Source organism: Paenibacillus sp. FSL M8-0334 (genome assembly GCF_038000405.1).
Lineage (GTDB): Bacteria > Bacillota > Bacilli > Paenibacillales > Paenibacillaceae > Paenibacillus_AQ > Paenibacillus_AQ campinasensis.
Window position 1 is genome coordinate 900,188 of the sequence record NZ_JBBOCH010000002.1, and the last position, 26,787, is coordinate 926,974.

At 51.6% G+C, this 26,787-nt stretch carries 24 protein-coding genes; 13 read left to right on the plus strand and 11 right to left on the minus strand.

All coding sequences use genetic code 11. The features are described from left to right. The first annotated feature begins 214 nt into the window (after positions 1–214). Positions 215–1,060: a heme ABC transporter ATP-binding protein gene (locus MKX64_RS18270; RefSeq protein ID WP_095264085.1), complete on the plus strand. Its 846-nt coding sequence runs from the start codon at positions 215–217 to the stop codon at positions 1,058–1,060. Positions 1,061–1,121: 61 nt separating this feature from the next. Here the strand turns inward: MKX64_RS18270 and MKX64_RS18275 are convergent, their stop codons facing one another. After that, positions 1,122–1,688 (minus strand): NADPH-dependent FMN reductase, encoded by a 567-nt coding sequence (locus MKX64_RS18275; RefSeq protein WP_095264087.1) that lies wholly within the window; start codon positions 1,686–1,688, stop codon positions 1,122–1,124. Beyond that, positions 1,685–2,500 (minus strand): hypothetical protein, encoded by an 816-nt coding sequence (locus tag MKX64_RS18280; protein ID WP_095264089.1) that lies wholly within the window; start codon positions 2,498–2,500, stop codon positions 1,685–1,687. Before MKX64_RS18280 ends, MKX64_RS18275 begins: the two co-directional genes overlap by 4 nt. Before the next feature lie 196 nt (positions 2,501–2,696). Here MKX64_RS18280 and MKX64_RS18285 point away from each other — a divergent pair, with 196 nt between their 5' ends. Next, on the plus strand, positions 2,697–2,834 hold the full coding sequence (locus tag MKX64_RS18285) for a hypothetical protein (protein WP_155617660.1): 138 nt from the start codon (positions 2,697–2,699) through the stop codon (positions 2,832–2,834). 104 nt (positions 2,835–2,938) lie between these two features. Here MKX64_RS18285 and MKX64_RS18290 read toward each other — a convergent pair whose 3' ends face one another. The 4 genes from MKX64_RS18290 to MKX64_RS18305 all read right to left on the minus strand — a co-directional run bounded on the left by MKX64_RS18290 (position 2,939) and on the right by MKX64_RS18305 (position 8,248). After that, the gene (locus MKX64_RS18290) at positions 2,939–4,507 is read right to left on the minus strand and encodes an IS1182 family transposase (protein ID WP_155619198.1); all 1,569 of its coding nucleotides are present in this window, start codon (positions 4,505–4,507) and stop codon (positions 2,939–2,941) included. 202 nt (positions 4,508–4,709) lie between these two features. Further along, positions 4,710–5,294: a Crp/Fnr family transcriptional regulator gene (locus MKX64_RS18295; protein WP_095264091.1), complete on the minus strand. Its 585-nt coding sequence runs from the start codon at positions 5,292–5,294 to the stop codon at positions 4,710–4,712. 16 nt (positions 5,295–5,310) lie between these two features. Further along, positions 5,311–6,681, minus strand: a complete 1,371-nt coding sequence (locus tag MKX64_RS18300) for a YcaO-like family protein (RefSeq protein WP_176475505.1) — start codon at positions 6,679–6,681, stop codon at positions 5,311–5,313. After that, the gene (locus tag MKX64_RS18305) at positions 6,659–8,248 is read right to left on the minus strand and encodes a CocE/NonD family hydrolase (protein ID WP_341036919.1); all 1,590 of its coding nucleotides are present in this window, start codon (positions 8,246–8,248) and stop codon (positions 6,659–6,661) included. The genes MKX64_RS18300 and MKX64_RS18305 overlap by 23 nt, the downstream gene beginning before the upstream one ends. 215 nt (positions 8,249–8,463) lie before the next feature. Between MKX64_RS18305 and MKX64_RS18310 the strand changes: the two genes are divergently transcribed. Genes MKX64_RS18310 through MKX64_RS18320 form a run of 3 tightly spaced genes read left to right on the plus strand, consistent with a single transcriptional unit; the run spans position 8,464 to position 11,620 of the window. Further along, the gene (locus MKX64_RS18310; RefSeq protein WP_095264101.1) at positions 8,464–9,549 is read left to right on the plus strand and encodes an ABC transporter substrate-binding protein; all 1,086 of its coding nucleotides are present in this window, start codon (positions 8,464–8,466) and stop codon (positions 9,547–9,549) included. Next, the gene (locus MKX64_RS18315; protein ID WP_095264103.1) at positions 9,549–10,580 is read left to right on the plus strand and encodes a FecCD family ABC transporter permease; all 1,032 of its coding nucleotides are present in this window, start codon (positions 9,549–9,551) and stop codon (positions 10,578–10,580) included. Before MKX64_RS18310 ends, MKX64_RS18315 begins: the two co-directional genes overlap by 1 nt. Next, positions 10,577–11,620 (plus strand): FecCD family ABC transporter permease, encoded by a 1,044-nt coding sequence (locus tag MKX64_RS18320; protein ID WP_155617659.1) that lies wholly within the window; start codon positions 10,577–10,579, stop codon positions 11,618–11,620. The genes MKX64_RS18315 and MKX64_RS18320 overlap by 4 nt, the downstream gene beginning before the upstream one ends. A 19-nt stretch (positions 11,621–11,639) precedes the next feature. On the opposite strand, the gene MKX64_RS18325 is transcribed toward MKX64_RS18320, so the two are convergent. Next, a complete protein-coding gene (locus MKX64_RS18325) occupies positions 11,640–13,442 on the minus strand; it encodes an IS1182 family transposase (protein WP_341036921.1) in 1,803 nt (600 codons plus the stop codon). A 377-nt stretch (positions 13,443–13,819) separates the two neighbouring features. On the opposite strand from MKX64_RS18325, the gene MKX64_RS18330 reads away from it, so the two are divergent. Beyond that, entirely contained in the window at positions 13,820–15,025 is a 1,206-nt protein-coding gene (locus MKX64_RS18330) for a GTP-binding protein (protein WP_341036923.1), read from the plus strand. Positions 15,026–15,113: 88 nt separating this feature from the next. Beyond that, positions 15,114–15,539 (plus strand): Fur family transcriptional regulator, encoded by a 426-nt coding sequence (locus MKX64_RS18335; protein ID WP_230875678.1) that lies wholly within the window; start codon positions 15,114–15,116, stop codon positions 15,537–15,539. Between the two features lie 46 nt (positions 15,540–15,585). On the opposite strand, the gene MKX64_RS18340 is transcribed toward MKX64_RS18335, so the two are convergent. Beyond that, a complete protein-coding gene (locus MKX64_RS18340) occupies positions 15,586–16,518 on the minus strand; it encodes a TIGR03943 family putative permease subunit (RefSeq protein ID WP_341036925.1) in 933 nt (310 codons plus the stop codon). A gap of 35 nt (positions 16,519–16,553) precedes the next feature. Continuing rightward, a complete protein-coding gene (locus tag MKX64_RS18345) occupies positions 16,554–17,552 on the minus strand; it encodes a permease (RefSeq protein WP_095264110.1) in 999 nt (332 codons plus the stop codon). A 194-nt stretch (positions 17,553–17,746) separates the two neighbouring features. Here MKX64_RS18345 and MKX64_RS18350 point away from each other — a divergent pair, with 194 nt between their 5' ends. The 5 genes from MKX64_RS18350 (at position 17,747) to MKX64_RS18370 (ending at position 23,221) form a co-directional block, all read left to right on the plus strand. Beyond that, the gene (locus MKX64_RS18350; protein WP_341036927.1) at positions 17,747–18,553 is read left to right on the plus strand and encodes an AAA family ATPase; all 807 of its coding nucleotides are present in this window, start codon (positions 17,747–17,749) and stop codon (positions 18,551–18,553) included. 50 nt (positions 18,554–18,603) lie between these two features. Beyond that, positions 18,604–19,737, plus strand: coding sequence for an NAD(P)/FAD-dependent oxidoreductase (locus MKX64_RS18355; RefSeq protein WP_341036928.1), 1,134 nt, complete (start codon positions 18,604–18,606; stop codon positions 19,735–19,737). Further along, positions 19,731–21,506 (plus strand): nucleoside recognition domain-containing protein, encoded by a 1,776-nt coding sequence (locus MKX64_RS18360; protein WP_095264112.1) that lies wholly within the window; start codon positions 19,731–19,733, stop codon positions 21,504–21,506. The genes MKX64_RS18355 and MKX64_RS18360 overlap by 7 nt, the downstream gene beginning before the upstream one ends. Positions 21,507–21,604: 98 nt before the next feature. Beyond that, complete coding sequence (locus MKX64_RS18365) at positions 21,605–22,012, plus strand: NusG domain II-containing protein (protein ID WP_095397729.1); 408 nt, start codon at positions 21,605–21,607, stop codon at positions 22,010–22,012. A gap of 237 nt (positions 22,013–22,249) precedes the next feature. Continuing rightward, complete coding sequence (locus tag MKX64_RS18370; RefSeq protein ID WP_341036932.1) at positions 22,250–23,221, plus strand: dienelactone hydrolase family protein; 972 nt, start codon at positions 22,250–22,252, stop codon at positions 23,219–23,221. A 10-nt stretch (positions 23,222–23,231) separates the two neighbouring features. Here MKX64_RS18370 and MKX64_RS18375 read toward each other — a convergent pair whose 3' ends face one another. Both MKX64_RS18375 and MKX64_RS18380 read right to left on the minus strand, forming a co-directional pair. Continuing rightward, positions 23,232–24,482: an anaerobic sulfatase maturase gene (locus tag MKX64_RS18375; protein WP_095264123.1), complete on the minus strand. Its 1,251-nt coding sequence runs from the start codon at positions 24,480–24,482 to the stop codon at positions 23,232–23,234. Positions 24,483–24,655: 173 nt separating this feature from the next. Continuing rightward, the gene (locus MKX64_RS18380) at positions 24,656–25,846 is read right to left on the minus strand and encodes an ROK family protein (protein ID WP_095397731.1); all 1,191 of its coding nucleotides are present in this window, start codon (positions 25,844–25,846) and stop codon (positions 24,656–24,658) included. Positions 25,847–26,135: 289 nt separating this feature from the next. Between MKX64_RS18380 and MKX64_RS18385 the strand changes: the two genes are divergently transcribed. Next, positions 26,136–26,777: a chromate transporter gene (locus tag MKX64_RS18385; RefSeq protein WP_230875676.1), complete on the plus strand. Its 642-nt coding sequence runs from the start codon at positions 26,136–26,138 to the stop codon at positions 26,775–26,777. Positions 26,778–26,787: the final 10 nt, after the last annotated feature.

Below are 26,787 nucleotides of genomic sequence, written 5' to 3' on the forward strand. Positions count from 1 at the left end.
AAATCTTCGTTAATCGTAATTTTTACAATTAAATTATAGAAGTGGATGGTATTAAAGTCAAATCCGGAATGGGATACAGTGGATCAATGGCACCAAAGTGAAATGAATTGAACTGGCTGCCATTTGCGTGTATAATCGTATTAATTACGATTAACAACTGAGGTACACGATATGAGCGAGACAGGTGCAATAACTTCCAGGAGGTGAAACGGGGATGCAAATGAACACTAGAAGTAAAGTCTCGGTGCTGGCTGCAGAGCATTTGGATGTGCGCTATGCGGACAACACCATTGTGACGCAACTGAGCTTGTCGATAGCGCCAGGGAAGGTTACAGCGCTAACCGGGACAAACGGCTCCGGCAAGTCGACGCTGCTGAAGGCCCTGGCCAGGCTGCTGAAGCCTCACCAGGGAACCGTTTATTTGGATGGGGTCGCAATTTCGACCTTATCCTCGGCTGCTGTGGCCCGCCAGCTTGCCGTCTTGCCGCAATCGCCCGAAGTTCCGGCAAGCTTGACGGTCAGGGAATTGGTAGAGCAGGGGCGCTACCCGCATGCCGGTCCGCTGCGAATGTTGAGAAGACAGGACCATGCGGCTATTGATGAGGCGCTCCATCTGACGGGGATGACGAGCTTTCAGCATCGCATGCTCGATACGTTATCCGGAGGCGAGCGCCAGCGGGCCTGGATTGCCCTGGCCTTGGCGCAATCAACGCCAATTCTCATGCTGGATGAACCGACCACCTTTCTGGATGTTCGGCACCAACTCGAAATACTGGAGCTGGTCCGCCGTTTGAATCAGGAAAGAGGCATGACAATTGTCGTGGTGCTGCATGATTTGAATCAGGCCGCCAAATATGCGGATCGCATGATCGTGCTGCAAAAAGGCCGCATTGTAGCGGATGGAGAGCCGGACGAGGTGTTGACAATTGAAACTTTAAGGCAGGCATTTGGCATTCATGCGAACGTCATCCAAGATCCGGAAAGCGGCAGCCCTGTTTTTTTGCCTTACGCGATTGCAAGTGATAACCGTGAGTCCGTGCAAGAAGAGAAACGCGGCTAATACGCGAACGATTTGTCATCGGCAGGGGGCAAGGGTGCTCCGTCAGCTAACATGACTGACTTTATGCTTTCGACTTGCTAGAATGGTGCCTATGCACCGTCACTACGATGTCCCGGCCTAATGCATCCAGAATGGACAACAGTTTCTGTGCCGAGGCAGAGTCAGGCTGTTGAAAAATAATTTCGCTGGCCGGGATTTGGGCATGGATCGGTACGACCCAGCAGCCGCAGCGCAGCAGAATGTTCGACAGGTGGTAGACGGTATTCGAGGCGGAATGATCTGCCGCAACTCCGATCACTCCGGCGATTTTGCCGCGCAAATGATCGGGGCCAAGGAAGTCGAGCATGTTCTTGATGGCGGCAGAATAACTTCCAATGTACTCCGGAGAAGCAAACACCAGGGCATCAGTCTGCGCAACCTGTCGGCGCAGCTCATGTACCGCCTCCGGGTACAGCGACTGATCATCGCGTCCATCGCAAAAGGGCAGGGGAGACCTGCGTGCATCAAAAATGCTCGTCTCCGCCCCTTCCTGCTGTGCTGCCTCCAAACAGCGGTTCAGGGCCAGCTCGGTGCGTGAATTCTGGCGCAGGCTTCCGAGCAAGCCAAGGACATGAATCGGTGGTGTCATAGGCTTTTCATCCTTTCTGCACTTGCCGAGGACGGCAATCTCAATACGGGGTGGTAGATAATCTCTCTTGTCGTCGGAATCAACGTCAGCTGATACCGTTCGGGCGGGAATCCGCGCTTTCGGCTGCGTCCGCTATGCCATTCCTCAAGCAGAAGGGAAATGGTGGCTACGAGCCATTGCTGTTCAGAACGGGAAAAGGGAAGGCCGGGATCACGGATCGTTTCGGCATAGGCCCAAAAATCCTGAAGAACATCAGGGGAGGGACTTGCGGACAAGAGCCGAGTCGTCAAGTCCTTTAGCTGTAAATAAGGTCCCATGAGCGGACCGAATCGGACAAGCTTTCCTTCCAGATAAAGAGGGATCCAAGGAATCCCCGTCGTGAGGAAAGCTTCTTCTGCTTGCTTGAACATATTGCAACGAAAGATACCGGCTGCCACTAGCAAGTAATCTGTAGCCGGGTCAAGCAGCTGGGGCTCCTCTATGGTATCGCAGTGTATGCCGGATAGCGTTAAGAGAACTTTCAGGACGGCGGCTAGATCAGTATGGGCCATAATGGAGGTGCGGATCGGCTGCGATTGCAGGGAAGTTAGCTCTTCACCCTTGAGCTTGGACAGGGCTAGCCGAAGTTCATCTGTCAGCTCTTCTTCCTGCCATTCACGGCTTTGCCCGGCTCGAAGTGCAGTCCAGCTCTTCATCGAGCGGGCTTCTTTAAAATTAACACGTACGAGCTGACCTTGCTCGTTCATATAGTAGCTTCGTCCGTCCTGACCTGTGAATGGTATACAACCCTGGGGAATATCGTACTTGGGCATAGGATCACCTGATCTTCTATTAATATGAAAAGCTATCATCAATCTATATTTTGAGGGCAATTTCAAGAGGATGATGTGTTCGCCGACACCAAAGATGTGTGCTGCACCAGACCGAGCGGACTTATCGGGAAAGGTAAACTTAAGAAGCGGGTGATCGATTCATCGCCTGACAAGACGATCAAAGGAGGGATAACGAATGAAAAAGGAGCTTTTGCAAGCCGAAGAGCAGAGCATTTTTGAAGTTCTGGATCAAGTGAATGCGGCCCCGGTACAGGTAGACCCGCATCATCATGCTCTTGTTCATAATCCTTTTGTTTGGGAAGATCAAGAGTAAGCCGCAAGGTATAGCCAGGGAATGAAAAAAGGAGCTGTCTCAAAAGGGGGGTTAAAGAACGTACGAATCAGTAATCCCTGCTTTAGACATTGAAAAACGGCCGGTCAGGAGTCTATTCCTGACCGGCCGTTTTCAATTTTTTGACTCAATGTCGCTCGCTTGAGCAGATTGTGGGCAAGCGAAAGCCACCCTACCTCCGTGCTTACTTTCGGCAAGCCTCGAAGCAGGAATCGCCGGAATCCTCGGTTGTTTTTCATTTGTCCGAACACACTCTCAACCTCAATCATGCGCCGGATGGATAACTCTCGTCCTTCCTCGCTCCGAAGCTTCTTTCTTGCTTCTGCCTTGTAGCGAAGAAAGGTCATGCTCACCTCGATCTCTCGGTTCCTGTTTGTTTTACTGCATCTTTCTCTGAATGGACAGCCCTCACAGTCAGCACTCCGATAATGGCGTACCTGTTGCTCATATCCGCTTTCGTTCTTTTTCTTGCGCTCTCGCAGGAAGTGGAGCGTGCGGCCATTCGGACACAACCAAGTATCGGACTCCTGCTGGTAAGTCCAGTTGTCGATCTTGCTGATGTCTTGCTTCCACTTCTTCGAATTTTCTTTATGAAAGGTGTTATATTTGACAAGCGCCTCGCAATCTTCCTGCTCCAAGCGCGCGTAATTTTCTTCGCTGCCGTAACCAGCGTCCGCAATGATGGTCTTCGGCAACTTACCCAACATTTCTTTTACTTTCTCTAGATGGGGAATGAGGCAGCGCGTGTCCGTCGGTCGTTGGTGCAAGGAGTAGCCGACGATAAATTGGTTTTCCGTACCGATCTGAACATTGTATCCTGGCTTAAGTTGGCCGTTTCGCATATGGTCTTCTTTCATTCGCATGAAGGTTGCATCCGGGTCAGTCTTACTGTAGCTGTTACGGTCGCCCAGCAGTTTCCGTTGAAGCTCATACTTATGCTTGCGGGGAAGTAGATCCTTGCGCAGAAGGCGGACGGCTTTCTTCACTGGTTTGTTTTTCGGTTCATGTTGTAGCTTTTGCTCCAATTTCGCAACGGCCTTCTCCAGCTTAGCGCTGGTCAGTTCGTTGGACTCGCCCAGTTCAGCCAGGTCCTCGCCCGCATGAGCCGCTTCTTCCAGCAGTTCCTGCTCCTCAATCTCGGTGAAGAGCGATTTTACTTTCTCCTCAAGTTTCGCCTGTTGCTTGACAACGGATTTCCCCCAGACAAACGTATAGCGGTTGGCATTCGCCTCGATCTTGGTACCGTCGACGAAGTAATGCTCTAGCTTAATGTAGCCCTCTTCCACAAGCAGTTCCAACACAGCCGTGAATACTTTTTCGAGAACGTCTTTCATCCGCTCTGAGCGGAATCGGTTTATGGTGCGGAAGTCCGGGCGCTGCCGGGCGGCAAGCCACATGAAGGGGATGTTCTCCCTCACAGCCTTCGCAATTTGACGGGATGAATAGATCCGTTGGCTGTAGGCGTAAATGATGATCTTCGTCATGAGTTTGGGGTGGAAGCTAGGACGACCGCCTCCAGAGTAGGCGGCCTCGAAGATCTTGTCGTCGATTCGGTTGACGGCATCGTTGATGATGCGAACGACGTGATTTTGTGGAATATCTTCCTCAAGGTCCATTGGCAGAAACAGTTGGTCCATGGTATATTGAATGTACAAAGAAACCTCTCCTTTAGGGAAATGTTTGGGTGGTACCTTCATTTTACCAAAGAGAGGTTTCTTTTTGTTTTACAAATTAAAGAAGGAGCTGTCCCTCAGTCATCTACGATGACTTTTGAGACAGCCCCTTTTTGTTAGAGGAAAGTCGGATTCGGAAACGGCTTGCTGAACGGCTTCGATGAAAGAAAATGCCGATGGTCGGTTAAACCAACCTGCCCACTTCCGACGATTGGGCCGAGGGGAACACAATCAGCCGGTTTTTGCCCAGCTGCACATGAGAGATTTGACCTTCCTGCTCAAGCTCATTCATCATTCGAGTGACGGTGGAACGGGTCGAATTAATAGCATTTGCAATATGTTCATGGGTTAGGACAAAAGGAACAAGACGCTGCGTGTTTTTGAATTGAACGCCGAATTGCTGATTAAGGAAGGACAGAAACATGTCCAAACGTTCGCGTATATATTTTTGCCGACAGATCGTCGCAAGCTGCAGGGAGCGCCAGGAATGGGCTCTTAGCTTGGTCAGGAGATGCACCAGCTGCTCTGGCGGCAAAGAAGCTGGCTCCAATGGATGGACGCGAATACGGGATGCAGCCTGGGTCCGGAATTCGTATATGGTGTCCGGCGTGTCGGGAAATTCGGCGGCCATTCCGTGATGAAGGATGTCGGTAAGCGATTGTTGGCCGTCGGAACGCACGCTCCATATGAAGGCGAGCCCTTTTTCGATCTCGTAGACCTTGTGTTGCTCCATCAAAATAATTTGATTGAACCTGGCCTGGAGGAGCATGAATCCACCCCTTTCATTAGCTGTGAGGCAGCGGACGGCGATTGATTTGATGTTCCGTAAGCGGGCCCGTTGTCCAGCCAAGCCTGCAGGGAATGGTATATAGCCTTTCTGGTCCCAGATAGGGAAAGGCAGTTGGCGCATTGGGGACAAGACCCGGTACGATCGCTCTGGTCACACACAGTCCTATATCTTGAATATCCGGCGTTGTCACATCCGCGTAGAAAGCTTCCAGATCAAGCGAGGACAGTTGATGCACCAATGCTTCCATCGTTGCCGGGATTGCTGCATCGGCAGGGAGCATGGCGGTCTCTTCAGCATTCAGCAAGCTTGAGATTTCAGTATGGGTGGCGGGATCCATGTAGTATTGAGAATTCAAGTAGAGATCGACCATATCCCGGTAATCGTCCCGGAAGGCTGATCGGTAGCTGCGATCTGCACGATACGGCTTAAGCGCTTTGTCGTTCAGGATACCTTGCTGTATGGCATTCCAGGTCGGGCTGTCAGGATCAAGCAAGTCCAGCGCGATATGATAGGATTGAGCCGCTTCAGCGGCTGCTTTAAGCGCGGCCTCTTCGGCCGAGAAGCGTGCGGCAAACCCCATGCATACGATATGCTGCCGTGAATCATGCAGCAAAGAGCCGATGACGGGAATGCCTGAATCATTTGGAATCGGAAACCATTTGAAGCTTACGGGACTGTCCGCCTGAATGGGCTCCACATAAGACCGAAGACGGGGATACCGACGGACATTCAACGCGGGAAGCGGTACATCAGCTCCCCACCAGATGGCTACCGCATCTCGCTCGATAAGCTCCAGAAGTCCGGAGATGATGGCGCTATTCCGCGTTGCGCCGCAAGCGATGCCGGCATACTGAACAAAATGAGTCTGTGGTTCCCCGCGAAATGCTTCTTGGTGATAGTTAATGTAGACAAGAGAAGCGGGAATCCAGATCCGGTAGCCCCCTGTCAGGGATTCGCCCTCGATCCAATTCATAACAAGATCCCGATCCATCGGTACAAACGGAAATCCCTTGGCTGTATATTGCTGGCGGGAATAGAGGGGAACCTTTAACGGATCGAGCAGCTTGTACCCCTTGGCCGTCAACGTTCTGTAGGAGCCCTTAAGCAGAGGAGCGCCGATGTAATTTCCGCAATAGCGTTCGACTGCTTCGCCGATGGCGGCCAGACGAGCCTTGTCATCATTAAAAGCCGTCCCCCCGGCGATTCGGTCGGAAGGGATGCCTGCCAATATAAAGCCGTCTGCCATTTGTGCACGCCATGAAAAGATTTGACGGGGGAGGTTCGGATGAATCGGCGCAGGCGTCAACCGCGTAATAAAGCCAGTACGTCTATCAATAAGTTGTTCATAGAGAGGTTTGGTTATCATAGTACCACCTTTCCAAAGCATCATCGTGACAGGGCAGTATGAATTGGGAGGGGCGTGCAGCGTCGTGCCAGATCGTTTGATCTGCCTGGACAAAGGCCGACTGTCGGAGCGAATCCCCTATCGTGTTCAATGAACGGTCATATTCGGGAAAACAGCTGCTGCTTATCGATATCCGAATTCGGCTCCCGCGCGGCAGCAACTGACATACCGGCTTCAGCGGAATCTCGATCGATTGCTCATTAATGGGTTCCGGAGCAGCTGCGCTTGTACTGCGGGCTAAGCCGCTCGTAATATAGATGACGTTGCCTGAAGGATCAACCTCTGACAAGCAGGCATAGAAGTCGGTTTGGCTCGACGACGAGCTGACCCATAGGTGCACATAGGCCGTACCGGCCACAAGCAGGTCCTCGTTTAGCGCATCGGATGTGTAGCACAACACATCGCTACGGGCATCGAGATCCTGCCGAAAGCTGGGGTACTCCCGTGCGGGAAGAGGGTTTGCAGGATCATACCGATAATGGCTTGGCTGCTCCTGTTTCGGTGTCTGTTCCTGAAGCCGCATTCCTGTTCCGGCCAAATAGAAGACCTTGGTTATCGTCCCGGGCAGCGGCCACGCCGGCGGCGCGATCCAGCGGTTGGCACCCATCGCATAAATCAGCACGGACGGATAACGCAAGGCTTCGCCCTGAAGCGTGTGCCTCAGCCAATTCATTTCCATCCGAGCTAACGGCAAACGGGTATTCGACCCATAGCTGCGTGCCGGATAGCGGGGGGGTTGGTTCACCTCATGCGTCCACGGCCCGATGATCAGACTTTGCGGCCGGGGATCCGCGCGCTCGGATAATATGCGATAATTTCGCAGCAAGGCACCGGTAAAAGCGTCATGCCACCCGCCGATGTGCATTACGGGACTGCGAATATCGGCCAGTCGAATCGTCTCTTGCTCAGCTTCAGGCTCGGTCGCCCGCTGCCAATGAGGGAGCTCCATCGGGAATGCAAGGGGCAGGTCTCTGACAGGTAGATGCCATATGGCATCCGGGCAGCGCTCATACATGTTCCAGAAACGATCCTGCTCGTTAACCTTAGAGCTGCCAAAGCTGGCCTCCCACCATAGTCGATCCAGCAGATGAAAAGCGCCGGATGGGTGAAAGGCGGTTTCGTGCAGCCCCATAGCCGGCACAAGCGTAATCAGGGAGGACGCCAGGGCGCTACCGTCTCCTTGCGCCGCTGCATAAGCGGCAAAAGCGCCATACGAGCTTCCTTCCAATGCGATCTGACCGTTGCACCAGTCTTGGGCAAGGACCCATCGCAGCGTGCTCAGCCCATCAGCCTCTTCATGATCGTAGGGAATCCACCGACCACCGGATCCATGGCGCCCGCGAACATCCTGAGCCACAAAGGCGAACCCTGCGGATGCCCAGCCCTTGGCAGCTTCGACAAACTGCATTTTGTCATATGGCGTTCGGGTGATGATCACGGGAAATGGGCCGTCTTCAGCCGGCAGCACGATCAGGCTGGACAGTTGAACTCCGTCGCTCGCCGGGATGGTCATGAACGAGATATTCACAATTCCCCTCCTCAAAAAAGACTTGTCAAATTCACCAATAATCGTAATAATTACCATTAGTGATATCGATTTTATATCCTATTTTCTGGAAAGTCAAATTTGCAGCTAGAACAAAAGCCAATTTATTTTTTTGTTAAATTGTAATAATTACACTTTAAAAGCGTAATTATTACGAATATAATAGGATCGATATCATATTCCATTGGAGGTAAAATATGTTGAATGCGAAGTTAAATGCCGGTTTCAAATGGATTGGAGCCGTGCTAATCATGCTATTGTTGCTAGCAGGGTGCGGACAAGCCGGCGATGAGGGTGCAAATCCAGCTCCGACAGATGCAGCTTCTTCTGGAGAGACTGCTCCATCTGATGAAGCGTCCGCATCGGGGACGGATGCCGAGGGCGATCCATCCACCCCAAGTCCAGAAGAGGCTAACACGACGATAACGGACAGCACCGGAGCCTCGATTGAGCTGCCGGGGAACGTAGAACGAGTAGCTTGCTTAACCGAAATATGCGTGGACAGCCTGGCTGAACTGGGGCTCGAGCCGGTTGCAGTTGTCCCGGACAGCATCGCCTTTCAGCCGGAGTTTTTCGGAGATCAGGCTTCTTCCTTTATACAGATCGGGGGCGGGTTTATGGAGCCAAGTCTGGAGGATATCGCCAAGAGTCAGCCGGATGTGGTCATCGGGCTTAAAGGCACTCATGATATGCTGAGAGACGGGCTGGGCAACATCGCTCCGCTATATATCGTCGAGGTGAAAACCTATGAGGACTCCATCTCTTTTCTTGAAATGATGGGAACCTGGACAGGCAGGGAGTCTGAAGCTGCTGCCGCGAAGGATAAATTCCTTGATAAGATGAACGATTATAAACAACAGACTCCAAATACCCGGAGTGCCTTGATTATGTATGGTGCTGACGTCAACTTTGGCATCGATACGGCAGGGTCCTTGGTAGGCTCCTTGCTCTCTGAGCTTACTCCATACCCGTGGCCAGCACCTGTTGAAGATGGAGGGCATCAGGCAGGCGGGATGGCCTACTCGCTGGAGAAGGTGCTTGAGACGGATCCCGATCATATATTTATCGAGACATTCAGCTTTGGTCCGGATTCCCAGCCGTTGTCCGAGCAATTTGCCGCCAATCCGATATGGAGCAAACTGAAGGCGGTAAAGAACAATCAGTTTACGGAAGTCAGAACGGCGATTTGGGCCAACGGAAGAGGCACGCGCTCGCTCGGGATCGTGATGGATGAGGCGATGAGCACATTATATCCTGATACGTTCAAAGGGTCTGACCAGTAGTGGGAGAGGTTGTTCACTCTAGTCGGGGAACAATCAGGACGAGCCGGGCGCTCGTCCTGATATTGCTCCTTGTTATTACCGGCACAGCTTCGGCTCTCTGGGCATTAAAATCCGGATATCCGGCCGTTAGCTGGAAGGAACTTTGGCGTGTTTTGCTAAATCGCGAAGGCTCTGATCTGGCCGTGACCTCTATTCTCGAGCTGCGCTTGCCGCGCATTGTGCTTGGCTTCTTGTCTGGGGCAATGCTTGCCATCTCGGGGGTGCTGATGCAGACCGGTCTTCGCAATCCGCTCGCAAGTCCCGATCTGATTGGCGTATCGGCAGGAAGCTCATTGATCATTGCGGTGATTACGGTGTTACACCTGCCTGTTGCTTTTAGCCTATATCCCTTGTTTGGGCTGGTTGGAGGGTTTACCGGAGGTCTCATCGTCATTGCTTCTGTATATGGACGAACGGATAGCACGAGCATCATCCTCATGGGAACAGCCGTGACCGCGATGCTGAATGGAATGATTGTGTGGCTGATTACAATGGGCACCCAGAATGATATCAATCTGCTGTATACGTACTTGATGGGAAGTTTATCAGGACGTCATTGGAACCACGTTCAGTACTTGCTTCCATGGGCTGTGATCGGTATTCCGGCTGCCATGCTGTTTATCAAGCCATTGAACTTGCTTCGTCTGGGAGATGAGCAGGCCGAAGCGCTGGGACAGAAGGTGGCCAGGCTGCGTCTCTTATTGCTGGTTGCCAGTGGTGTGATGGTATCAGCCGTTGTGGCGCAGTGCGGACCGATCGGTTATATTGCGCTGCTTGGTCCATACTTGACAAGGGCCATTCTGGGAACGGAAGATGCCAGATGGATACTCCCTTGTTCCGCAGCGGTAGGGGCCGTGCTGCTCGTGACGGCGGACCTATTTGCCAAAACAGTATTTATTCCCAGGGAAGTTCCGGTCGGCTTATGGACGACGATGGTCGGTGTACCGGTTCTCATTTTGATGCTTGTGATGAGGGGGCGACGGCGCAATTGATCAATCGCAACTCAGCTGACGGATCATTCTATAAGCGGAAGTTTTGGACTTGGGGGCTGTTTTTTTTATTGGGTCTGGCCGTTTTTTTTATTTTACATATCGCGCTCGGACAAGTGGCCCTAACGCCGCGTGAAGTGATGCTGGCCTTGCTCAATAACCAAGAGGACCTGTTCCATCGGCAAATTGTATGGGAACTGAGGCTGCCTCGGACTCTGATTGCACTTGCCGCAGGCGCCATGCTCGGACTTGCTGGGGCCATCCTGCAGTCGGTTACACGCAACCCGCTGGCCGAACCCGGGCTGCTGGGCGTATCCGCAGGCAGTGTGCTGATGCTTGTGCTCTACATGACCTACTTAGGAGGATCTGCGAGTCTTACCCTGCAGATTCCGTTATTTGGTCTAGTGGGGGGGATCATAACGGTCTCGGCGATTTATCTGCTGGGTTGGTCCCGCAGGGGAGATGCGCTGCGCTTTACGGTGATCGGCTTGTTAATATCGGCTTTTCTGTCGGCATGCACCTCACTGGTGCTGCTCCGTCATTCGGAGGCGATCGGCAGCATACTGTTATGGACTGTTGGATCGCTGAACGGGCGGGTATGGATTCATTGGAATATCCTATGGCCATGGTTTCTAATTATGGTGCCGATCGGATTAATCAGTGCTGGAGCGGCTAATGCGTTACAACTGGGCGATGGCGTCGCAAGAGGGATTGGGGTGCCGGTCGGACCTGTAAGAGCAGGATTGCTGCTTATCGCCGCGCTTTTAACTGCGGGAGCAGTTTCTATCGTTGGCGCTGTCGGTTTCATCGGATTGATAGGCCCTCACATTGCGAGGCGCATTGTCGGCCAGGATGCTAGAAGACTCTTTCCATTTAGCGCACTAGTGACAGCCTGGCTGCTCGTCGGCTCAGATATTCTATCCCAGGGCTTGTCCATCCCGCTGTTTGAAGGAGGTCGTCCGGCGTCACTGCCGGTTGGCGCTGTTACGGCATTTATGGGCGCGCCTTTTTTCATTTACTTGGCTCGGCGCCATATGAAATGACCTGAGCCATGTTGGATGATCAAGGATTAGTGGGGGGAAGAATAAGGGGGCTGTCCAATAAGTCCCTAAAGTAAAAAGGTTGGACGAGAAGAGAACCATTTCTCCGTCCAACCTTTTTACGTCCCTGCGTTTGAAAGAATGTAGCGAGGCGAATGCCTGCTACTTTCAGTAGATTGTGGGCCAAGGCCACAATCCCAAACTCTGTATGAACTTTTTCTAGACCCCGCAAGGAAAATCTGCGGAACGACCGATTGCCCTTGATGTGACCGAATACACTCTCAACCTCGACTTTACGTCGAGCATAGATCGCGGATTTCTCGTCATCCTCAAGGGCTGTTTTTGCCTTTGCCTTTAATTCTTCCCATACCGTGTTCCAGTGTACTTGACGATTTCCCTTTGCTTTCGTACATGCTGCCTTTAATGGGCAATCGCTACAATCCTCACATTCGTAAATCTTAAAGCTTTGCTCTAGGCCGGAGCGTGTCTTCTTCGTCTGGTACTTCTTAAACGAAACGTATCGACCATTCGGGCAAATAAAGCGATCGTCTAACTCTTCATACGTCCAATTGCTTGCATGCTTCATGTTCTTTTTGTAGCGTCTGGTTTGTTCGTGCATATAGCTGCCATATGGAATAAGAAAATCAAATCGCGTCTCTTTTTCTTCGCCTAACGCGTACAAATAGTTTTCCTCACTACCATAACCAGCGTCAGCAATCACGGTTTTAGGCATGGGTAAAGAAGACGCAGCAAGTTGCTCCATATGCGGAATGAAGCAGCGTGTGTCCGTTGGTCGTTGGTGAAGACTATAAAACAAAATAAATTGGTTTTCCGTTGCCATCTGTACATTGTAACCTGGTTTAAGTTGACCATTTTTCATGTGATCTTCTTTCATTCGCATAAACGTAGCGTCTGGATCGGTCTTGGAGTAGCTATTGCGATCACCAAAGCAAGCTTTCTGCTGATCATACTTGGCCAGACGTGGAAGAAAGTCTTGACGAATCTTTTTCAGAGGCTGTTTCCAGGCACTACGCTCTTTTCGTAAGGCTTTTCTCGCTTCACTGTCATTGGTTTGAGCGATCTGTTCAGTTAAGCGCTCTACTTGTTCTTCTAGAATAACAGCTGTTTCTTCAAGCTGTACAGGAAGCTCATCTGGATCGGTAGCTACCATTTCACTAGCTTCTTGCTGCGTGAGCGTATGAATATGCGCAAGGGTTGCCTGCACCTTTTCTTTGAGTTTCTCTTCAAAGCGTAACGTAGATTTTTTCCACACAAAAGAATACTTGTTGGCATTAGCTTCAATCTTTGTGCCATCCAAGAAGTAGTTCTCCATGGTAATAAAATTGTCGTTGATGAGCTTTTTAATCATCGTTTGAAAGAGCTCATCCATAAGGCTCTTCATTCGCACACCACGGAAGTCATTCAGGGTGCGGAAGTCCGGCTGTTGCATCGCAGCTAGCCACATCGCCGGTAGGTTTTCTTGTAATAGTTTTTCAATGCCACGGCAGGAATAGACTTTTTGAGAGTAGCCATAAAGAATCACTTTGAGCATCATTTTAGGATGGTAGGAACTACGGCCACCGCCAACATAATGAGCAAACAACAGCTCGTCAGGAATAGATTCAATCATTTCATCAATGATACGAGCGACATGGTGGGAAGGGATTAGTGATTCTAGATCCAAGATCATATGCATCTGCTTGTTATCATAAGCTTTAAAAGCAGGTGTGAGCTTTCGTTTAGAATCTATGTTTCCTTCTATATTTTCTAGAGGAAATGTGAGTTGCATGTTATAATGTTTAGTAGTAGTCATTTGATTACGCATAAAAACCGTCCCTTTCTGAAATGGTTGTGTGGTAACTTTCATTTTACAGGAAAAGACGGTTTTTTTGCGCATATTTTTAGCGTTTTACAAAAAAAGAGGCTGCCAGTAGTCAGGTTTCACTGACTTTCTGGACAGCCTCTTTTGTTTATGAATTCTGATCGGTCCGAAGGGAACGGTTCACAGAACAACCTCTGGTAAACAAATTAATGATTGACAACTAATGATCGTAATTATTACAATCAAATTGTTAATCGTAATAATTACTGTTAATAAATTGGCATGATATTGGAGTCTGGGCACGCGTATAGAAAGAACAGACAAGTTGATTCTATTACACTCCCATATAAACGCCGTTAATGATGAGAGGGGAAATATACATGTTAACTGAACAATCGAATAAGAAAATACCTGTTACCGTCTTGAGCGGGTATCTGGGCTCTGGGAAAACATCCCTGCTGAATCATATTTTGCATAACAGGGACGGTCTGAAGGTGGCGGTCATTGTCAATGACATGAGCGAGGTTAATGTCGATGCAAACCTGGTGAAATCGGGAAATACATTGTCGAGAACCGAAGAAAAGCTGGTCGAAATGTCCAATGGCTGCATTTGCTGTACCCTGCGGGATGACCTGCTGCAGGAGGTTCAGAAGCTGGCAAGCGAGGGACGCTTTGATTACATTCTGATCGAATCATCAGGGATCAGCGAGCCGATTCCAGTGGCGCAGACATTTACGTATGCCAATCCCGAGCTGGACATCGATTTAACCGCTCTGGCGCGGCTGGATACGTTGGTTACTGTCGTTGACGCCAACCGTTTCTGGCATGATTTTGCTTCCGGGGAAAGCTTGCTTGACCGCAATCAGGCTGTCGGTGAGACGGACTACCGCGATATTGTAGATCTTCTGATCGACCAGATTGAAACCTGTGATGTATTGCTGCTAAACAAATGCGATCTTGTAGAGGAGAAGGAACTGGTGAAGCTGGAGGCGGTTCTTAGAAAGCTTCAGCCAACGGCAAACATCATTCGCACCGTGAATGGCGTTGTAGATCCGAAGGAAATCCTCAACACCGGTTTGTTTGATTTCGATAAAACAAGCACGTCCTCGGGGTGGTTGGCAGAGCTGGAGAAGGATGAACATACACCGGAAACCGAGGAATACGGCATCGGGTCCTTTGTGTACCGCAGCAGAGTTCCGTTTCATCCGCAGCGCCTCAGTTATTTCCTGAGCAACTGGCCTGAGGAAGTCGTTCGCGCCAAGGGATTGGTATGGATGGCAGTACGCGACGATATGGCCGCTTCGCTAAGCCAAGCAGGACCCTCGATCCAGTTTGGCCCTGCAGGGTATTGGGTTGCGGCATTACCGGAGGATCAGCAGCGCGAAATATTGGATAGCGAGCCGGATGTTAAGGAGCGCTGGGATGAAACATGGGGTGACCGAATGACCGAGCTGGTCTTCATCGGTATGGATATGGACCGGACGGATATTGAAAACAGGCTTTCACGTTGCTTGTTAAGCGAAGAGGAAATGAAGCAGGATTGGAGCGTGTTCAATAATCCGCTGCCTTGGATTACTGAAGAATGATGCAGGGCTAACCTGGTTGAACCGGGCCCCCGGATCGGGGGGCCGGCTTATGGAAGCCTGCGACTTAAATCTTAACCGGGGGAGATGAATGATGGAGAACAAGCTGGAGCTGTTGGTGGAGACGATGGTATCTAAGGGGCTTCGCATGACCTCACAGCGCAGATGGATCGCGGAGGTGTTTTCCGACTCGACCGGTTTTGTATTGCCCAAGCAGGTCCATCATTATATATCAGAGCGCATTCCCGGAGTCAGCTATGACACGGTGTACCGCAATCTCAGACTGCTGACAGACATCGGCATCCTTGAACAGTTTGATTTTGCAGGAGGCGTGCGGTTCAAGCTGAGATGCGGTCCGGACAGTCATCATCATCATTTTATATGCATCAAGTGCGAACAGACGTATCCGCTGGATTATTGTCCCATGGAGAACGTGGAGACCACGCCGGAAGCGTTTCGCATTCTTTCGCACAAATTCGAAGTGTACGGAATCTGCGGTCGATGTGGTACAGATTGAACACCCTCTAAACCTGAAGATGCGAGGTGACACCCCCTTCCTGCGATCACGAATTGGATTGCAACTTATCGAACTCGGCTACGGAGTCGGGATTCGTGAAAATATAGGGGGAGACGGGCTGTTCGATGATTGTAATCTGTGTGGCTTCAATTTGCAGCACCTCTTCTCCGTTAATGGTGGCGCTTCGAACTACCCCATCAATCTCGACCCACGTATCATTGGTGAATGCCAATGCGTTGTCATCTTGAATGAGCACACCAAATGGAACCGCATCAGCGGGGCAGCACATCATCAGGAAACGGCTTAAGGCGAACGCATTGTCCTTCATATCCCCTTCTCGATAAACGAAGCCCTGAAGTGTGATGTGTTTACCCTGGAACACTTGTCTGTACATATCGATGGCACCGATGGTTTCCGAAAAAATAGACGAATCCACCTCGATGACAGACTGCGTGTACAGGCGTTTGGCCAATTCGGCGAACTCTACGGTATATTTATCCCTTGCGATGAACAGCTCATCCAGGCTCAGATTCTTTTGTGCGGCTGAATCCGTGATCTGAGAATCCCCGGCAGCGTCCATAGCATCCGATTTGCGCCGAATTTCTGGAGCCGGGACGGAGTAGACCATTCCCTTCTTTGTGATCATATCGCTTCCAAGCGCTTGACTGGGCACGAGCAGCCCGAATAATAGCGGTACGGCGACGAGGCCGTAGACGGATATGTTCTTGAAGAAGCTCTCCGGCAGCGGATGCTCGCAGTCGCATATTTGTTCCGAGCTGCCTGTTATACAATGCCACACGAGACCGAACGAGATAAACAGAAGAGGCACCGGGCAGAGCAGCAGCAGCTTCTGCATATGGGGAGCCAGATAATAATGAAGCAGGTCTGTCTCGTTCAGATGGATGAGATAAAAGGATAGGGAAGCGAGCAATAGCGCACGCAAGAGATAATGGCAGCGGATGGACGCCGTTAATGTCATTTAAGGGAACACTCCTTTCTGTAACAACCCCATCTTTAATAGAGAAAATCGATGGCAACAGAGCCGATCAGCACCAGTACAATCACCAGCAGGCAGAGCCCTATTACAAATTTAATCCTGAACGTGGCAAGCAGCATGAGCAAGCCTTTGAAATCCAGCATCGGTCCCATCACCAGAAAAGAGAGGAGCGGTCCGATCGAGAAAGCATGCGTGAAGGCGGAGGCTACGAATGCGTCGGAGGTGGAGCACAGGGATAATACAAACGCAAATCCCATCATGAACAAGTAGGAAGAAAGGGATCCGTCACCGAGCGCCAACAGTTGCTCGCGCGGGATAAAGGATTGAATGCAGGCCGTTATAAAGGCGCCCAGCACCAAATATTTGCTCATGTCGATCAATTCATTTCCTGCATGGACGAAGAAGCTCGACCAAGTTTTCGTATGCTGGTGGAAAGGGAGTGCATCTGACTGCATCTGAACCTTGTCCAAAGACAGCTTTAGCGGATTCTTCGGGGACCGGACATATATGATGAAGCCTATGGCCGCTGCTACCGCAAGGGCTAGTCCCATTCGGCTCCATATGACTTCAGGGTATGCATCGAAGGCGACCGTGGTGGCAGACAATACAACCGGGTTCAGGATGGGTCCGCTGAGGATGAAGGTGACAGCAATGTAGACAGGCATCCCTTTTAACATCAATCTGCGGACCACGGGGATCATTCCACATTCGCATATAGGCAGCACAAACCCGAGCATGGAGCCAAAAAGGACGCCGATGACTGGATGTTTAGGACTGAAGCGGCGAATCCACGCATCCTTAATGAAGATTTGAAGCAGGGACGAGAGCAGCACCCCAAGCAATACAAAAGGCAGCGCCTCCAGAAAAATTCCGATAAACAGGACTTTGATTTGCTGTAGTTGCGGATGGGAGAAGAGGCTTGTTTGATGATGATGCGAAACCACCAGCAAGGCTGGAACGAGAAAAATGATCGCAAAGAATAGGGGCAGCGTCTTATATAACATTGAAACTTTCATCCATAGCCTCCCGTGATAGAGTTGTATTGATACTCATTCTATGCCCGGAAGATGGAATCATGACGCCTTGTATGCAATTAATCAAAATAATTACGATTATGAAGGTAGAGGTTGTTGACAATGAAAAGGGCAGATTATTATACTGTCTATATCGTAATTATTACGATTACAAGTGAAAGGGAGTATTTCAATACATGAGTAAGCATAAAACCAATTCCCGTCTCCCCCGTTCGAAGGGCATCGATATGGGAACATGTTATACACCTGAAGAATGTGAGAAGAAGGTCAAGCGAATCGTGCTTGGCCAGACCAACCAACAGATCGTGGAGGAGTTTATTACGATTATCGGAATGAAGGAAAGATTCGAGCCGTATGAGGTTCCAATCCCGAATAAAATTGTTATGTTCGGGCCGCCTGGCACGGGAAAAACGCTAACCGCATTCTATATTGCCGCTCGTCTGAAGCTTCCTTTAATTGTGGTCAGACTGGATGCATTGATTCACAGTCATCTCGGGGAGACAGGCAGCAACATTCGGAAAATCTTTGATTATGCCAAGGCGACGCCGTGTGTCTTGTTTCTGGATGAGTTCGATGCGATTGGACGAACGCGGGATCATTTTGATGAAGCTAAAGAAATGGCACGTGTGGTGAATACACTCCTGCAATGCTTGGATGAGTTCGAGGGAGACAGCATCTTTGTCGCCGCTACGAACCTGGAAGCGGAGCTGGACCATGCGATATGGCGCCGTTTTGATACGAAGATGACTTACGGGATGCCAGGCGACAAGGATCGGGAGCAGTTTATTCATCTGCACCTGGATGGTTTTGAGCAGGATGAGCCTGTTCATCAGGCTGCATCGGAGCTGCTGGAGGGCTGCAGCTTCGCGGATATGGAACAGATTATCCTGAAGGCCAAGCGTAAGGCGATCATTGAGCATCGTCCGCTGAGGTTCACTTTTATCGAAGAGGCATACTCGGAATACAAACCGAACGTACAATAAACAATTTCGCCCTATGATCGTAAAATTTACAATAAAGTAAGGGGTGTCGAATGATGGAGATTTTGGATTGCATCATTGTGGGTGGAGGAGCGGCGGGAGTAGGTTTGGGCAGCCTGCTTCAAGAGCTGGGGGTGACAAACTTTAGCATTCTCGAACGAGGAAGCGTAGGGGCTTCATTTCGAATGTGGCCTAAGGAAATGCGAATGATTACTCCGTCATTTACAGGCAATGCATACGGTATGCTCGACCTCAACTCCGTCACTTTGAAAACATCCCCTGCCTATACACTGGGGACGGAGCACCCTTCCGGAGAGCAGTATGCGGACTATTTGCAAGCCGTAGCGGATTATAAAGAGCTGCCGATCCAAACCGGTGTGGATGTCACCGGAATACGCCCACAACCGGATAGAGGCTTCGAACTGGACACGTCCGCAGGTATTATGCGCTGCAACTATGTGATCTGGGCGGCCGGTGAATTTCAATACCCGGCACTCGGCGGTTTGCCAGGTTCGGAGTACGGCATTCACAGCAGTCTGGTCAAGTCTTGGAAGGAGTTCCAAGGCGATGAGCATATCATTATTGGCGGGTACGAGAGCGGAGCAGATGCAGCGATTCATTTGGCGAGACTGGGTAAAAAGGTAACGGTGATCGATCGGAGCCCGCGTTGGACGTTGAAGGGCAGCAGCGATCCGAGCATGGAGATATCTCCCTATACGAAGGACCGATTAAGGGAAGTCGAGGGCGGGCTCGTTGATTTGATGGCCGGATACGAGGCCAAATGGATCGAGCCGGCCGATGATGGGGGATACCTTGTTTATTGCGAAGGTAGCGCATCCGGTGACAGCCGCTTTGTTAAGACTACATCACCTCCGATTCTGGCAACAGGGTTCAGAGGGAGCTTGAGCCTCATCGAGCATTTATTCGAGTGTGATGAGCACGGGGCGGCGCTGTTGAACGAGTATGATGAATCTACAGTGACACCGGGGCTTTTCGTTGCTGGTCCGAGCGTCAGGCACGAGCAGCTCATCTTCTGCTTCATTTATAAATTCAGGCAGCGATTTGGCGTTGTGGCCGGAGCGATTGCCGAGCGGTTGGGATTGGATACGAGTGTGCTGGAAGCGTATCGACAGCAGGGAATGCTGCTGGAGGATCTTAGCTGCTGCGGAGAAGATTGCCAATGCTGACACAGGCGCAGCCCCGTACTCCACAGCGGTCACAGGCAGTGCTGTCCGAGGCACAGCCAGACCCGCTGCAGACGGAGCCAGCGCCGCCGCAAGCAGATTTTGAGCCGGCCCGGCTCAAGCATGCTTCATCCCGCCGGCAAAGCGTCATTATGATCGGTTTTGAATCCTCGGGGAAATCGGCGCTATTTCGCGGGCTTACCGGCGACGATACGGGAGAAGAGGCAAATTTCCGCGGTTCCACCCTGATGGCGCGCAGAGGTCGTTTGACGAGCGCCATCGATTTGGTTGATCTCCCCGGTATCCGAAGCAGTGATGACAGCCGAACGACAAGAACAGCGTTGGAAGCTGTCATGGATGCGGATATTGTGATACTGGTTGTGCGAGCGACTCATGTGGCGAGGGAGCTTCCATTGCTTCTGAAATCGGTGGATCTGACGGACAAGCGCGTATTGCTGGTTCTGACCTTCACCGATAAAATCGCGGCCGATTCGGCGGAACTTGAGCAATACTTGGCGAATCGACTGAGCATCCCCTTTCTTGCCGTTGATGCGCGCAGGATTACGTTGCTGGATAGATCTGAGCTGCTCAGCCTGTTGACAATGGCTGGCACGGTCGGAACGGAGACCGGAGAACAGCTGAATATTCCCATTCCTGCTATTGGGCCTCAGACCACCTGGCTTGAGCATCCGATATGGGGACGAGCGTTGTCCCTGATGCTGATGATTCTGCTTTTCGCGGTCCCGGTTTATCTGGCCTATATGCTGTCGTCCTGGCTGCAGCCTCTGGTGGATCAAGGCGTGATAGGTCCGCTTAAAGAGGTGTTTGAGGGATCGCCTGTGCTCCTGCATTCTTTTCTAGTTGGCGACTACGGTGTGCTTACCCTTGGATTATATTCATTCCTATGGGCATTTCCGGTTGTCCTGCTGCTAGGCATCAGCGTGGCGTTGGTGGAGGAGAGCGGTCTGAAGGATCGGATAACCGATTCGCTTGACAGACCGATGCGGGCCATCGGCCTAAGCGGGCGGGACCTTATCCCGGTGCTGTCCGGATTTGGCTGCAACGTGGTTGCGGTTTTTCAGAGCCGCGCTTGCAGCCAGTGCACACGCAAGTCCTGCGTTTCGCTGATCGCGTTCGGGTCCGCATGCAGCTATCAGATCGGGGCTGCCTTGTCCGTGTTCGGATCGGCAGGGCATCCTGGCCTGTTTTTACCATACATCTTCGTTATAGGGCTGGTAGGGGCCTTGCATACCAAGGTTTGGAATCGAGCGCAGGACCGGCTCGATGTTCAGACCTATTATCAGTCGCTGTCTTATTTGCAAAAGCCGACCATGCGCGCCGTTAGCTGGCGCCTTCGAACCGTAATCAAACAGTTCTTGCTTCAGGCGATGCCGATATTTATTGTGATCTGTTTGGTCGCTGCCGGACTGCAGCTAACCGGCCTGATGTCCTGGCTTTCCGCTGCGGCGAGACCGCTGCTTCAGCTGCTGCATCTTCCCTCTGAAGCTGCAAGCGGCATTATATTTTCGATCATCAGAAAAGATGGATTGCTGGTGTTAAACCAAGGAGAAGGTGAGCTGCTGCAATCGATGCAGGCGGGACAGATTTTTCTTCTTGTCTATCTTGCATCCACGTTTACGGCTTGCCTGGTGACCTTATGGACCGTCAGGAAGGAGATGGGCTGGTCCTTTGCGGCTGCTCTGGCAGGCAAGCAGATGATCACATCCCTTGTTTCTTCGGTCGTTATTATGCTGGTGGCTATCTACGTATAAATGAAGCGTTAACTGTAACGGGAGTCACATAAGGGGGCTCCTTTCTTTGTTACAATTGTTACAGATAGATCAGATCAATTCGAAATGGGATGAGAGACATGCTGAAGTTCAAACGCGGCGATGTGCTGCTGATTGCGTTGCTGGTGCTGCTCGGCTCGGCCTGGCTGATATATCATCAGATACAGGGAAGTCGGCAGTCCTATGATCCTGCCACGCTCCGTGCCAACATTAACGTCAACGGAGCGCTGTACCAAAGTGTGTCGCTGGATGGCGGGGAGCAGACCATTGAGCTTGATACGGAGTATGGCCATAACGTTCTGAAGGTATTTAATCACGGGATTCAGATGGTCGCAGCGGATTGCCCGAAAAAAATCTCCATGCAAATGGGCTTTATTAGCCGTCCGAATGAGGTGATTATTTGTGTACCGAACCGGGTCTATGTCGAGATTGTTCACGGCGGGAACCGTGCGCCTCACGACAGTGGGATCGATGCTTATGTCCATTAATTACTCAAGGGTCCAGCTTCTCGCTGGCAGCTAACTGCGCAGCCGCTGCAGCCCCCAAGCGGCTCGTTACCCGGCGATAGAGGCTTGGATGTTCCTCGGGAAAGCTTAGTCGCCAGAATGTCCATCTTGATGTAAGATGGTGAAAAGGGACATTCCACCGATGAAAGGGGCTTTCCTATGTGGGCGGCAGATTCATATCTGGAAAACTTATATCACGCGTCATGGAGACGGATTCAATTGAAAGCGGATTCAAGCGATGTGGCAATGCGAAAGGAAGATTTGAAACAGAAGCTGCAGCGGCTGCTCGGCGACTTCGAGACGGTCGCGGACGGTGAACATCAGCCGAGGATGCTGGAGCGTGTGCAATGCGAAGGATACATTCGGGAAAGGGTAGAGCTGTCGGCGGTTCCGGGATTGTCTTTCGGAGCCTACGTGTTGATTCCGGAAGGAGGGAGGCGTCCTTTGCCTGCGGTTGTTGCCATTCACGGCCACGGTTACGGGAGCCGGGAGATTGTCGGATTGCAGGCTGACGGATCTCCGTCGGATCCGGATAAGACGGGGATCCACGGTCAATTTGCCGTGGAGCTTGTCAAACGCGGCGTCATGGTAATTGCACCTGACATTGCCGGATTCGGCGAACGGCGGCTGGCATCGGATCTGGCGAAGGATCCGCACGCGCCGAATTCCTGCTACAGCATGGCGACCCAATTGCTGATGTACGGAAAGACGTTAACGGGCCTGAGAGTGGCCGAAATACGCCGCGCTGTGGAATATACAGTGTCCCGAACGGACGCTGATGAGCGTCGGATCGGCATGATGGGATTCTCCGGCGGCGGCTTGCTCGCCTATACCTGCGCCGTGCTGGAGGAACGAATCCGCGCTGTGGTTGTAGCAGGGTATACCAATACTTTTAAAGACAGCATCATGGCGGTGCGGCATTGTCTGTGCAATTTCACGCCGCAGATGCTGCAGTATGCCGAGCTGCCCGAATGGATTGGCTTGTTGTCACCGCGCCCATTGTTCCTCGAATCCGGCGCGGACGATCCGATCTTTCCGCAGGCGGGCTTCGAGGAAGCCGCCAGGCAACTGCGTGACATCTATAAGCGGGGCGGTGCGGAACATGCGCTTCACACCGATCTGTTTCCGGGCCGGCATGAAATTAGCGGCAGACGGAGTTTCGACTGGCTATGCCAAACACTGGCCGAATGATAGCCTTGTGTCAGGCTGAAGCGCAGCAGGCTTTATGTTTCTTGCCGCTGCCGCACGGGCACGGCTCATTGCGGCCAGGCGTTCTGCCGGCATAATCGCGCTTCACACCGCTGGAATACAGCTCCCGGCGCAGCCGGTCTCCGAGCTCAGTCATTCGGTCATGGGCGTACGCATAAATCTGGACATAGCTCTGGCAGAAGAAATCCGGATCGGACGTTGTTCCTTCCGGGTTCCATTGCCGGTTTCTCGGACATCCGCCGTGGCAGAGCTTCTGCCATGTACAGGAGCGGCATTTGTCCGGAAGAGCAGGCTTCATTCGGTGAAACCGTGCATAGTTCGGATGGGCCAGCATGTCGGCGATGGAATCGCTCCCCGCGTTGCCGAGCTTCCAGGCGTCGTTGATGAAGAAATCGCAAGGATACGCATCCCCGTTCTGCTCCAGGACCAGGCTTGTCGGGCACGCCGCACGATGGACGCAGAGCTCCGCTTCCCGGTTCACATAAACACTGAGCATATTATCAAAAAAACGGATGGATACGTTCGGATGTCCGTCGTTATACCACACGTCAAACACATCGCACAGAAAATCGCCGTACTCCCGCGGCGTAATTTCATAAACGCCCGGGCGGTCCACTTGCTGAGAGCGAAAATCCATGCAGGGGATGAATTGGACGAAATTGAAATCGTGCTCGCGATAAAACGCCAACAGTTCCTTGGCGTGGCCTACATTTCCCTTATGGATGACCGTCAATATATTAAAATCCACTTGATGCTTCCGCAAATGCCCGATGCCTGCCATCACGCGGTCAAAGCTGCCACGGCCGGCGGCGTTCACCCGGCGGGCATCATGAATTTCCTTCGGGCCGTCGAGGCTCACGCCGATCAGAAAGTGATAGGTCTTAAAAAATGAAGCCCAGCGATCATGAATCAATGTGCCATTGGTTTGCAGGGAATTGCTGATCGTGGTGTGCGGCGGAGCGTGCAGCGCCTGCCGGTATACAACTTCTTCAAAGAACGCCAGACCGGCTAGCAGCGGCTCCCCGCCCTGCCAGGCAAAGCTGGCTGCGCCTCGGCTACGCTGCATGTAATCCTTGATGAATGTATCCAGAATCGCGGAATCAATCCGGTTTATCTCGGGTCCCGGCTTGCCGCCGCAGGTGCTGTAATAGCAATAATCACAAGCAAGATTGCAATCCTCCGATACCGTTTTCCACATCACGTTGATGTGGGATTGAACGCTTGTCCTGCAGCCTCCTGACATGATCATCCCCCTGCCCCTCGACCTATTGTATGTATCCCCAAGATATCACCGGTCCCCAATAATGTCAAAAGCACAAAAAGATTCGGATTAAAGCGCTTCATCTCCAACCCTGGCTAAAAATTAGGGAGATGTATGCTAGACTTTAATCCGAAATGAAATAAACGATTATTCTTTTATTCCCCATCCCATGCCTGCATCATCATGACGGCAGCTCCAGTGGCGACCGCCTCGTCCAGCAGGAGACTTTGGGTAAACACCGGGCTGTATTCCGGATAATGATAGGTGTTCTTCTTGGCAATTTCCAGGGCGGTGTCCAGCACGAGCGGGTGAGCCCCGACAAGCGGGCCGCCAAGAATTACGTATTCGGGATGGAGCGCATTGATCAGATTGGCGAGTCCGATGCCAAGATAGGCGGCGGTTTCCGTAAATTGCTCTTTCACGAGCGGATCATCCTGGTCAAGTGCATCCACGAGCGTGGCGAAGTTGACGTGATCCGGGGATATGCCGGAGAGCACGCTCTTGCGACCGATCTTCAACTGGGTGCGGATTCGTTCCTCGAGGGCCGGCACCGATACAAAAGCTTCCAGTGCGCCATAATTGCTGTTATCCCGCAGTCTTGGCCCATTCGCCTGGATGATCATCTGCCCAATGGCGCCCTCGGTATCCACGGCACCGCGCAATATCTGACCGCCGGACATGGCGGCTGACCGGATATTCACCCCGGCGTGAACATAGAGAGCATGCTGGATGCGCTCGTTTCTCAGCGCCCAGTGCTCGCCCATCAGAGCGGTATTCGCTCCATTGTCCAGCTTCACCGTCATGTCAAGCCGCTCTGATAGCAGCTGGCAGATCGGTACATTCTTCCAGGAGGGAGCCGGAAAGAACTCCGGCTCCATAATGATGCCTGCCTGCTGATCAAGCGGTCCGACTGCGCCAATCCCCATGCCAAGAACGTCGCTGCTTGAAATGCCGTGCTCGGTCAGAAAGCGGTGAACGGCATCGGCAACCTCATCGACCAGCCGCTCCGGCGACATCGCGTCGTCCATCTTCCAGCGCGTCAGGGAGAGGGGATTGAGATGCATATCATAGAGTCCCAGGACGGAATGAATCCGGGAAATGTCCAGCCCGAGCAAATAGCGATAACTCGGATTGGTCTGGAACAGGATCGGCTTTCTTCCGCCCGTGGAGCTTCCGAGACCTGAGACAACGATGATCCCTTGGGCGGTCATTTCCTCCAGAAGACGTGTCATACTGCTGCTCGTTATGGAAAAGTATTGTAATAAATCCGCTTTGGAAACAGTCCCGAGATAGGAAATACGATCAAAGACCTGCTTTTTTATCGAACGATTGGAATGAGTAATCATAAACGCGCGCTCCATTTCCAAGTGTTTTAGTCGGGATAAAACCAGTATAGCGATTATATCAAGTGATTTCCAGCTAAGATTATCAGAATAATCAACTTAATTCCAAATTTAAATTTACTTCATCTCCATATTACGCTTTTTATGATGGGACTGCCAATTTTTTGGTGTGATTGAGCATTTTGGGCAATAACTTTATTCCAAAATGAAATTAATGTGCTATAATTGAAGAAGCTTCTCTATAAGAACGGATAGAAGTCAGGATGAAAATGGAGGAAAGGGGGAGGCTCTGATGATGGCACACGAGGCGTGGGTCCAGCGCATCCAACGGCTTGGCCAGCTTGGCTGCGCATTTTTTAAAATAGGGCCCTCTACCTTTGGCGGCGGTTATGCGATGATCGCAACACTGGAGAGGGAGATTGTGCAGAAACGAGGCTGGATGGACGAGAGGCAGATGGCGGACATGATCTCCGTTTCGGGCTCTGCTCCCGGGGGCGTAGCCGTCAATGCGGCGGCCTTCATCGGCTATCGCCTCGGTGGCATAGCAGGAGCTGTAGTAGCAGTAGCGGCGATCACTCTGCCTACTTTTATTATCGTTTCCCTCCTTAGCCTGCTCAGCATGGTGTTCAAAGACCATGTAAAAGTGATTGCGGCACTTAAAGGGGTACACGCTGCGGTCATCGCTCTGATTATCGTAGCCGCGTTCAAAATGTGGAAATCGTCGATTCTCGATACGCCTACACTTCTGATTGCAGCAGGCACGGTAGCGCTGCTCTTATTTACCCCGATCCATTCGTTTTATTTGATACTGGGCGGACCCATCGCCGGCATTGCCGTAGTGCAGCTGAAACGAAGAGCCGGCATGAAAGTTCGGACCGAGAAGCAGCAGGCCGAAGAGAAGCGGGAACTTCATTTCCCCGAATATTACATCTGAAGGGTGATCA

Bases quoted from the DNA above. Each gene is read 5' to 3' on its own strand.
- MKX64_RS18335 (WP_230875678.1), top strand. From the start codon at position 15,114: ATGATGGAGAACAAGCTGGAGCTGTTGGTGGAGACGATGGTATCTAAG.
- MKX64_RS18280 (WP_095264089.1), bottom strand. From the start codon at position 2,500: ATGCCCAAGTACGATATTCCCCAGGGTTGTATACCATTCACAGGTCAG.
- MKX64_RS18275 (WP_095264087.1), bottom strand. From the start codon at position 1,688: ATGACACCACCGATTCATGTCCTTGGCTTGCTCGGAAGCCTGCGCCAG.
- MKX64_RS18345 (WP_095264110.1), bottom strand. From the start codon at position 17,552: ATGAAAGTTTCAATGTTATATAAGACGCTGCCCCTATTCTTTGCGATC.
- MKX64_RS18355 (WP_341036928.1), top strand. From the start codon at position 18,604: ATGATGGAGATTTTGGATTGCATCATTGTGGGTGGAGGAGCGGCGGGA.
- MKX64_RS18300 (WP_176475505.1), bottom strand. From the start codon at position 6,681: ATGATAACCAAACCTCTCTATGAACAACTTATTGATAGACGTACTGGC.
- MKX64_RS18285 (WP_155617660.1), top strand. From the start codon at position 2,697: ATGAAAAAGGAGCTTTTGCAAGCCGAAGAGCAGAGCATTTTTGAAGTT.
- MKX64_RS18385 (WP_230875676.1), top strand. From the start codon at position 26,136: ATGATGGCACACGAGGCGTGGGTCCAGCGCATCCAACGGCTTGGCCAG.
- MKX64_RS18380 (WP_095397731.1), bottom strand. From the start codon at position 25,846: ATGATTACTCATTCCAATCGTTCGATAAAAAAGCAGGTCTTTGATCGT.
- MKX64_RS18295 (WP_095264091.1), bottom strand. From the start codon at position 5,294: ATGCTCCTCCAGGCCAGGTTCAATCAAATTATTTTGATGGAGCAACAC.
- MKX64_RS18270 (WP_095264085.1), top strand. From the start codon at position 215: ATGCAAATGAACACTAGAAGTAAAGTCTCGGTGCTGGCTGCAGAGCAT.
- MKX64_RS18375 (WP_095264123.1), bottom strand. From the start codon at position 24,482: ATGTCAGGAGGCTGCAGGACAAGCGTTCAATCCCACATCAACGTGATG.
- MKX64_RS18360 (WP_095264112.1), top strand. From the start codon at position 19,731: ATGCTGACACAGGCGCAGCCCCGTACTCCACAGCGGTCACAGGCAGTG.
- MKX64_RS18340 (WP_341036925.1), bottom strand. From the start codon at position 16,518: ATGACATTAACGGCGTCCATCCGCTGCCATTATCTCTTGCGTGCGCTA.
- MKX64_RS18310 (WP_095264101.1), top strand. From the start codon at position 8,464: ATGTTGAATGCGAAGTTAAATGCCGGTTTCAAATGGATTGGAGCCGTG.
- MKX64_RS18325 (WP_341036921.1), bottom strand. From the start codon at position 13,442: ATGCGTAATCAAATGACTACTACTAAACATTATAACATGCAACTCACA.
- MKX64_RS18330 (WP_341036923.1), top strand. From the start codon at position 13,820: ATGTTAACTGAACAATCGAATAAGAAAATACCTGTTACCGTCTTGAGC.
- MKX64_RS18365 (WP_095397729.1), top strand. From the start codon at position 21,605: ATGCTGAAGTTCAAACGCGGCGATGTGCTGCTGATTGCGTTGCTGGTG.
- MKX64_RS18350 (WP_341036927.1), top strand. From the start codon at position 17,747: ATGAGTAAGCATAAAACCAATTCCCGTCTCCCCCGTTCGAAGGGCATC.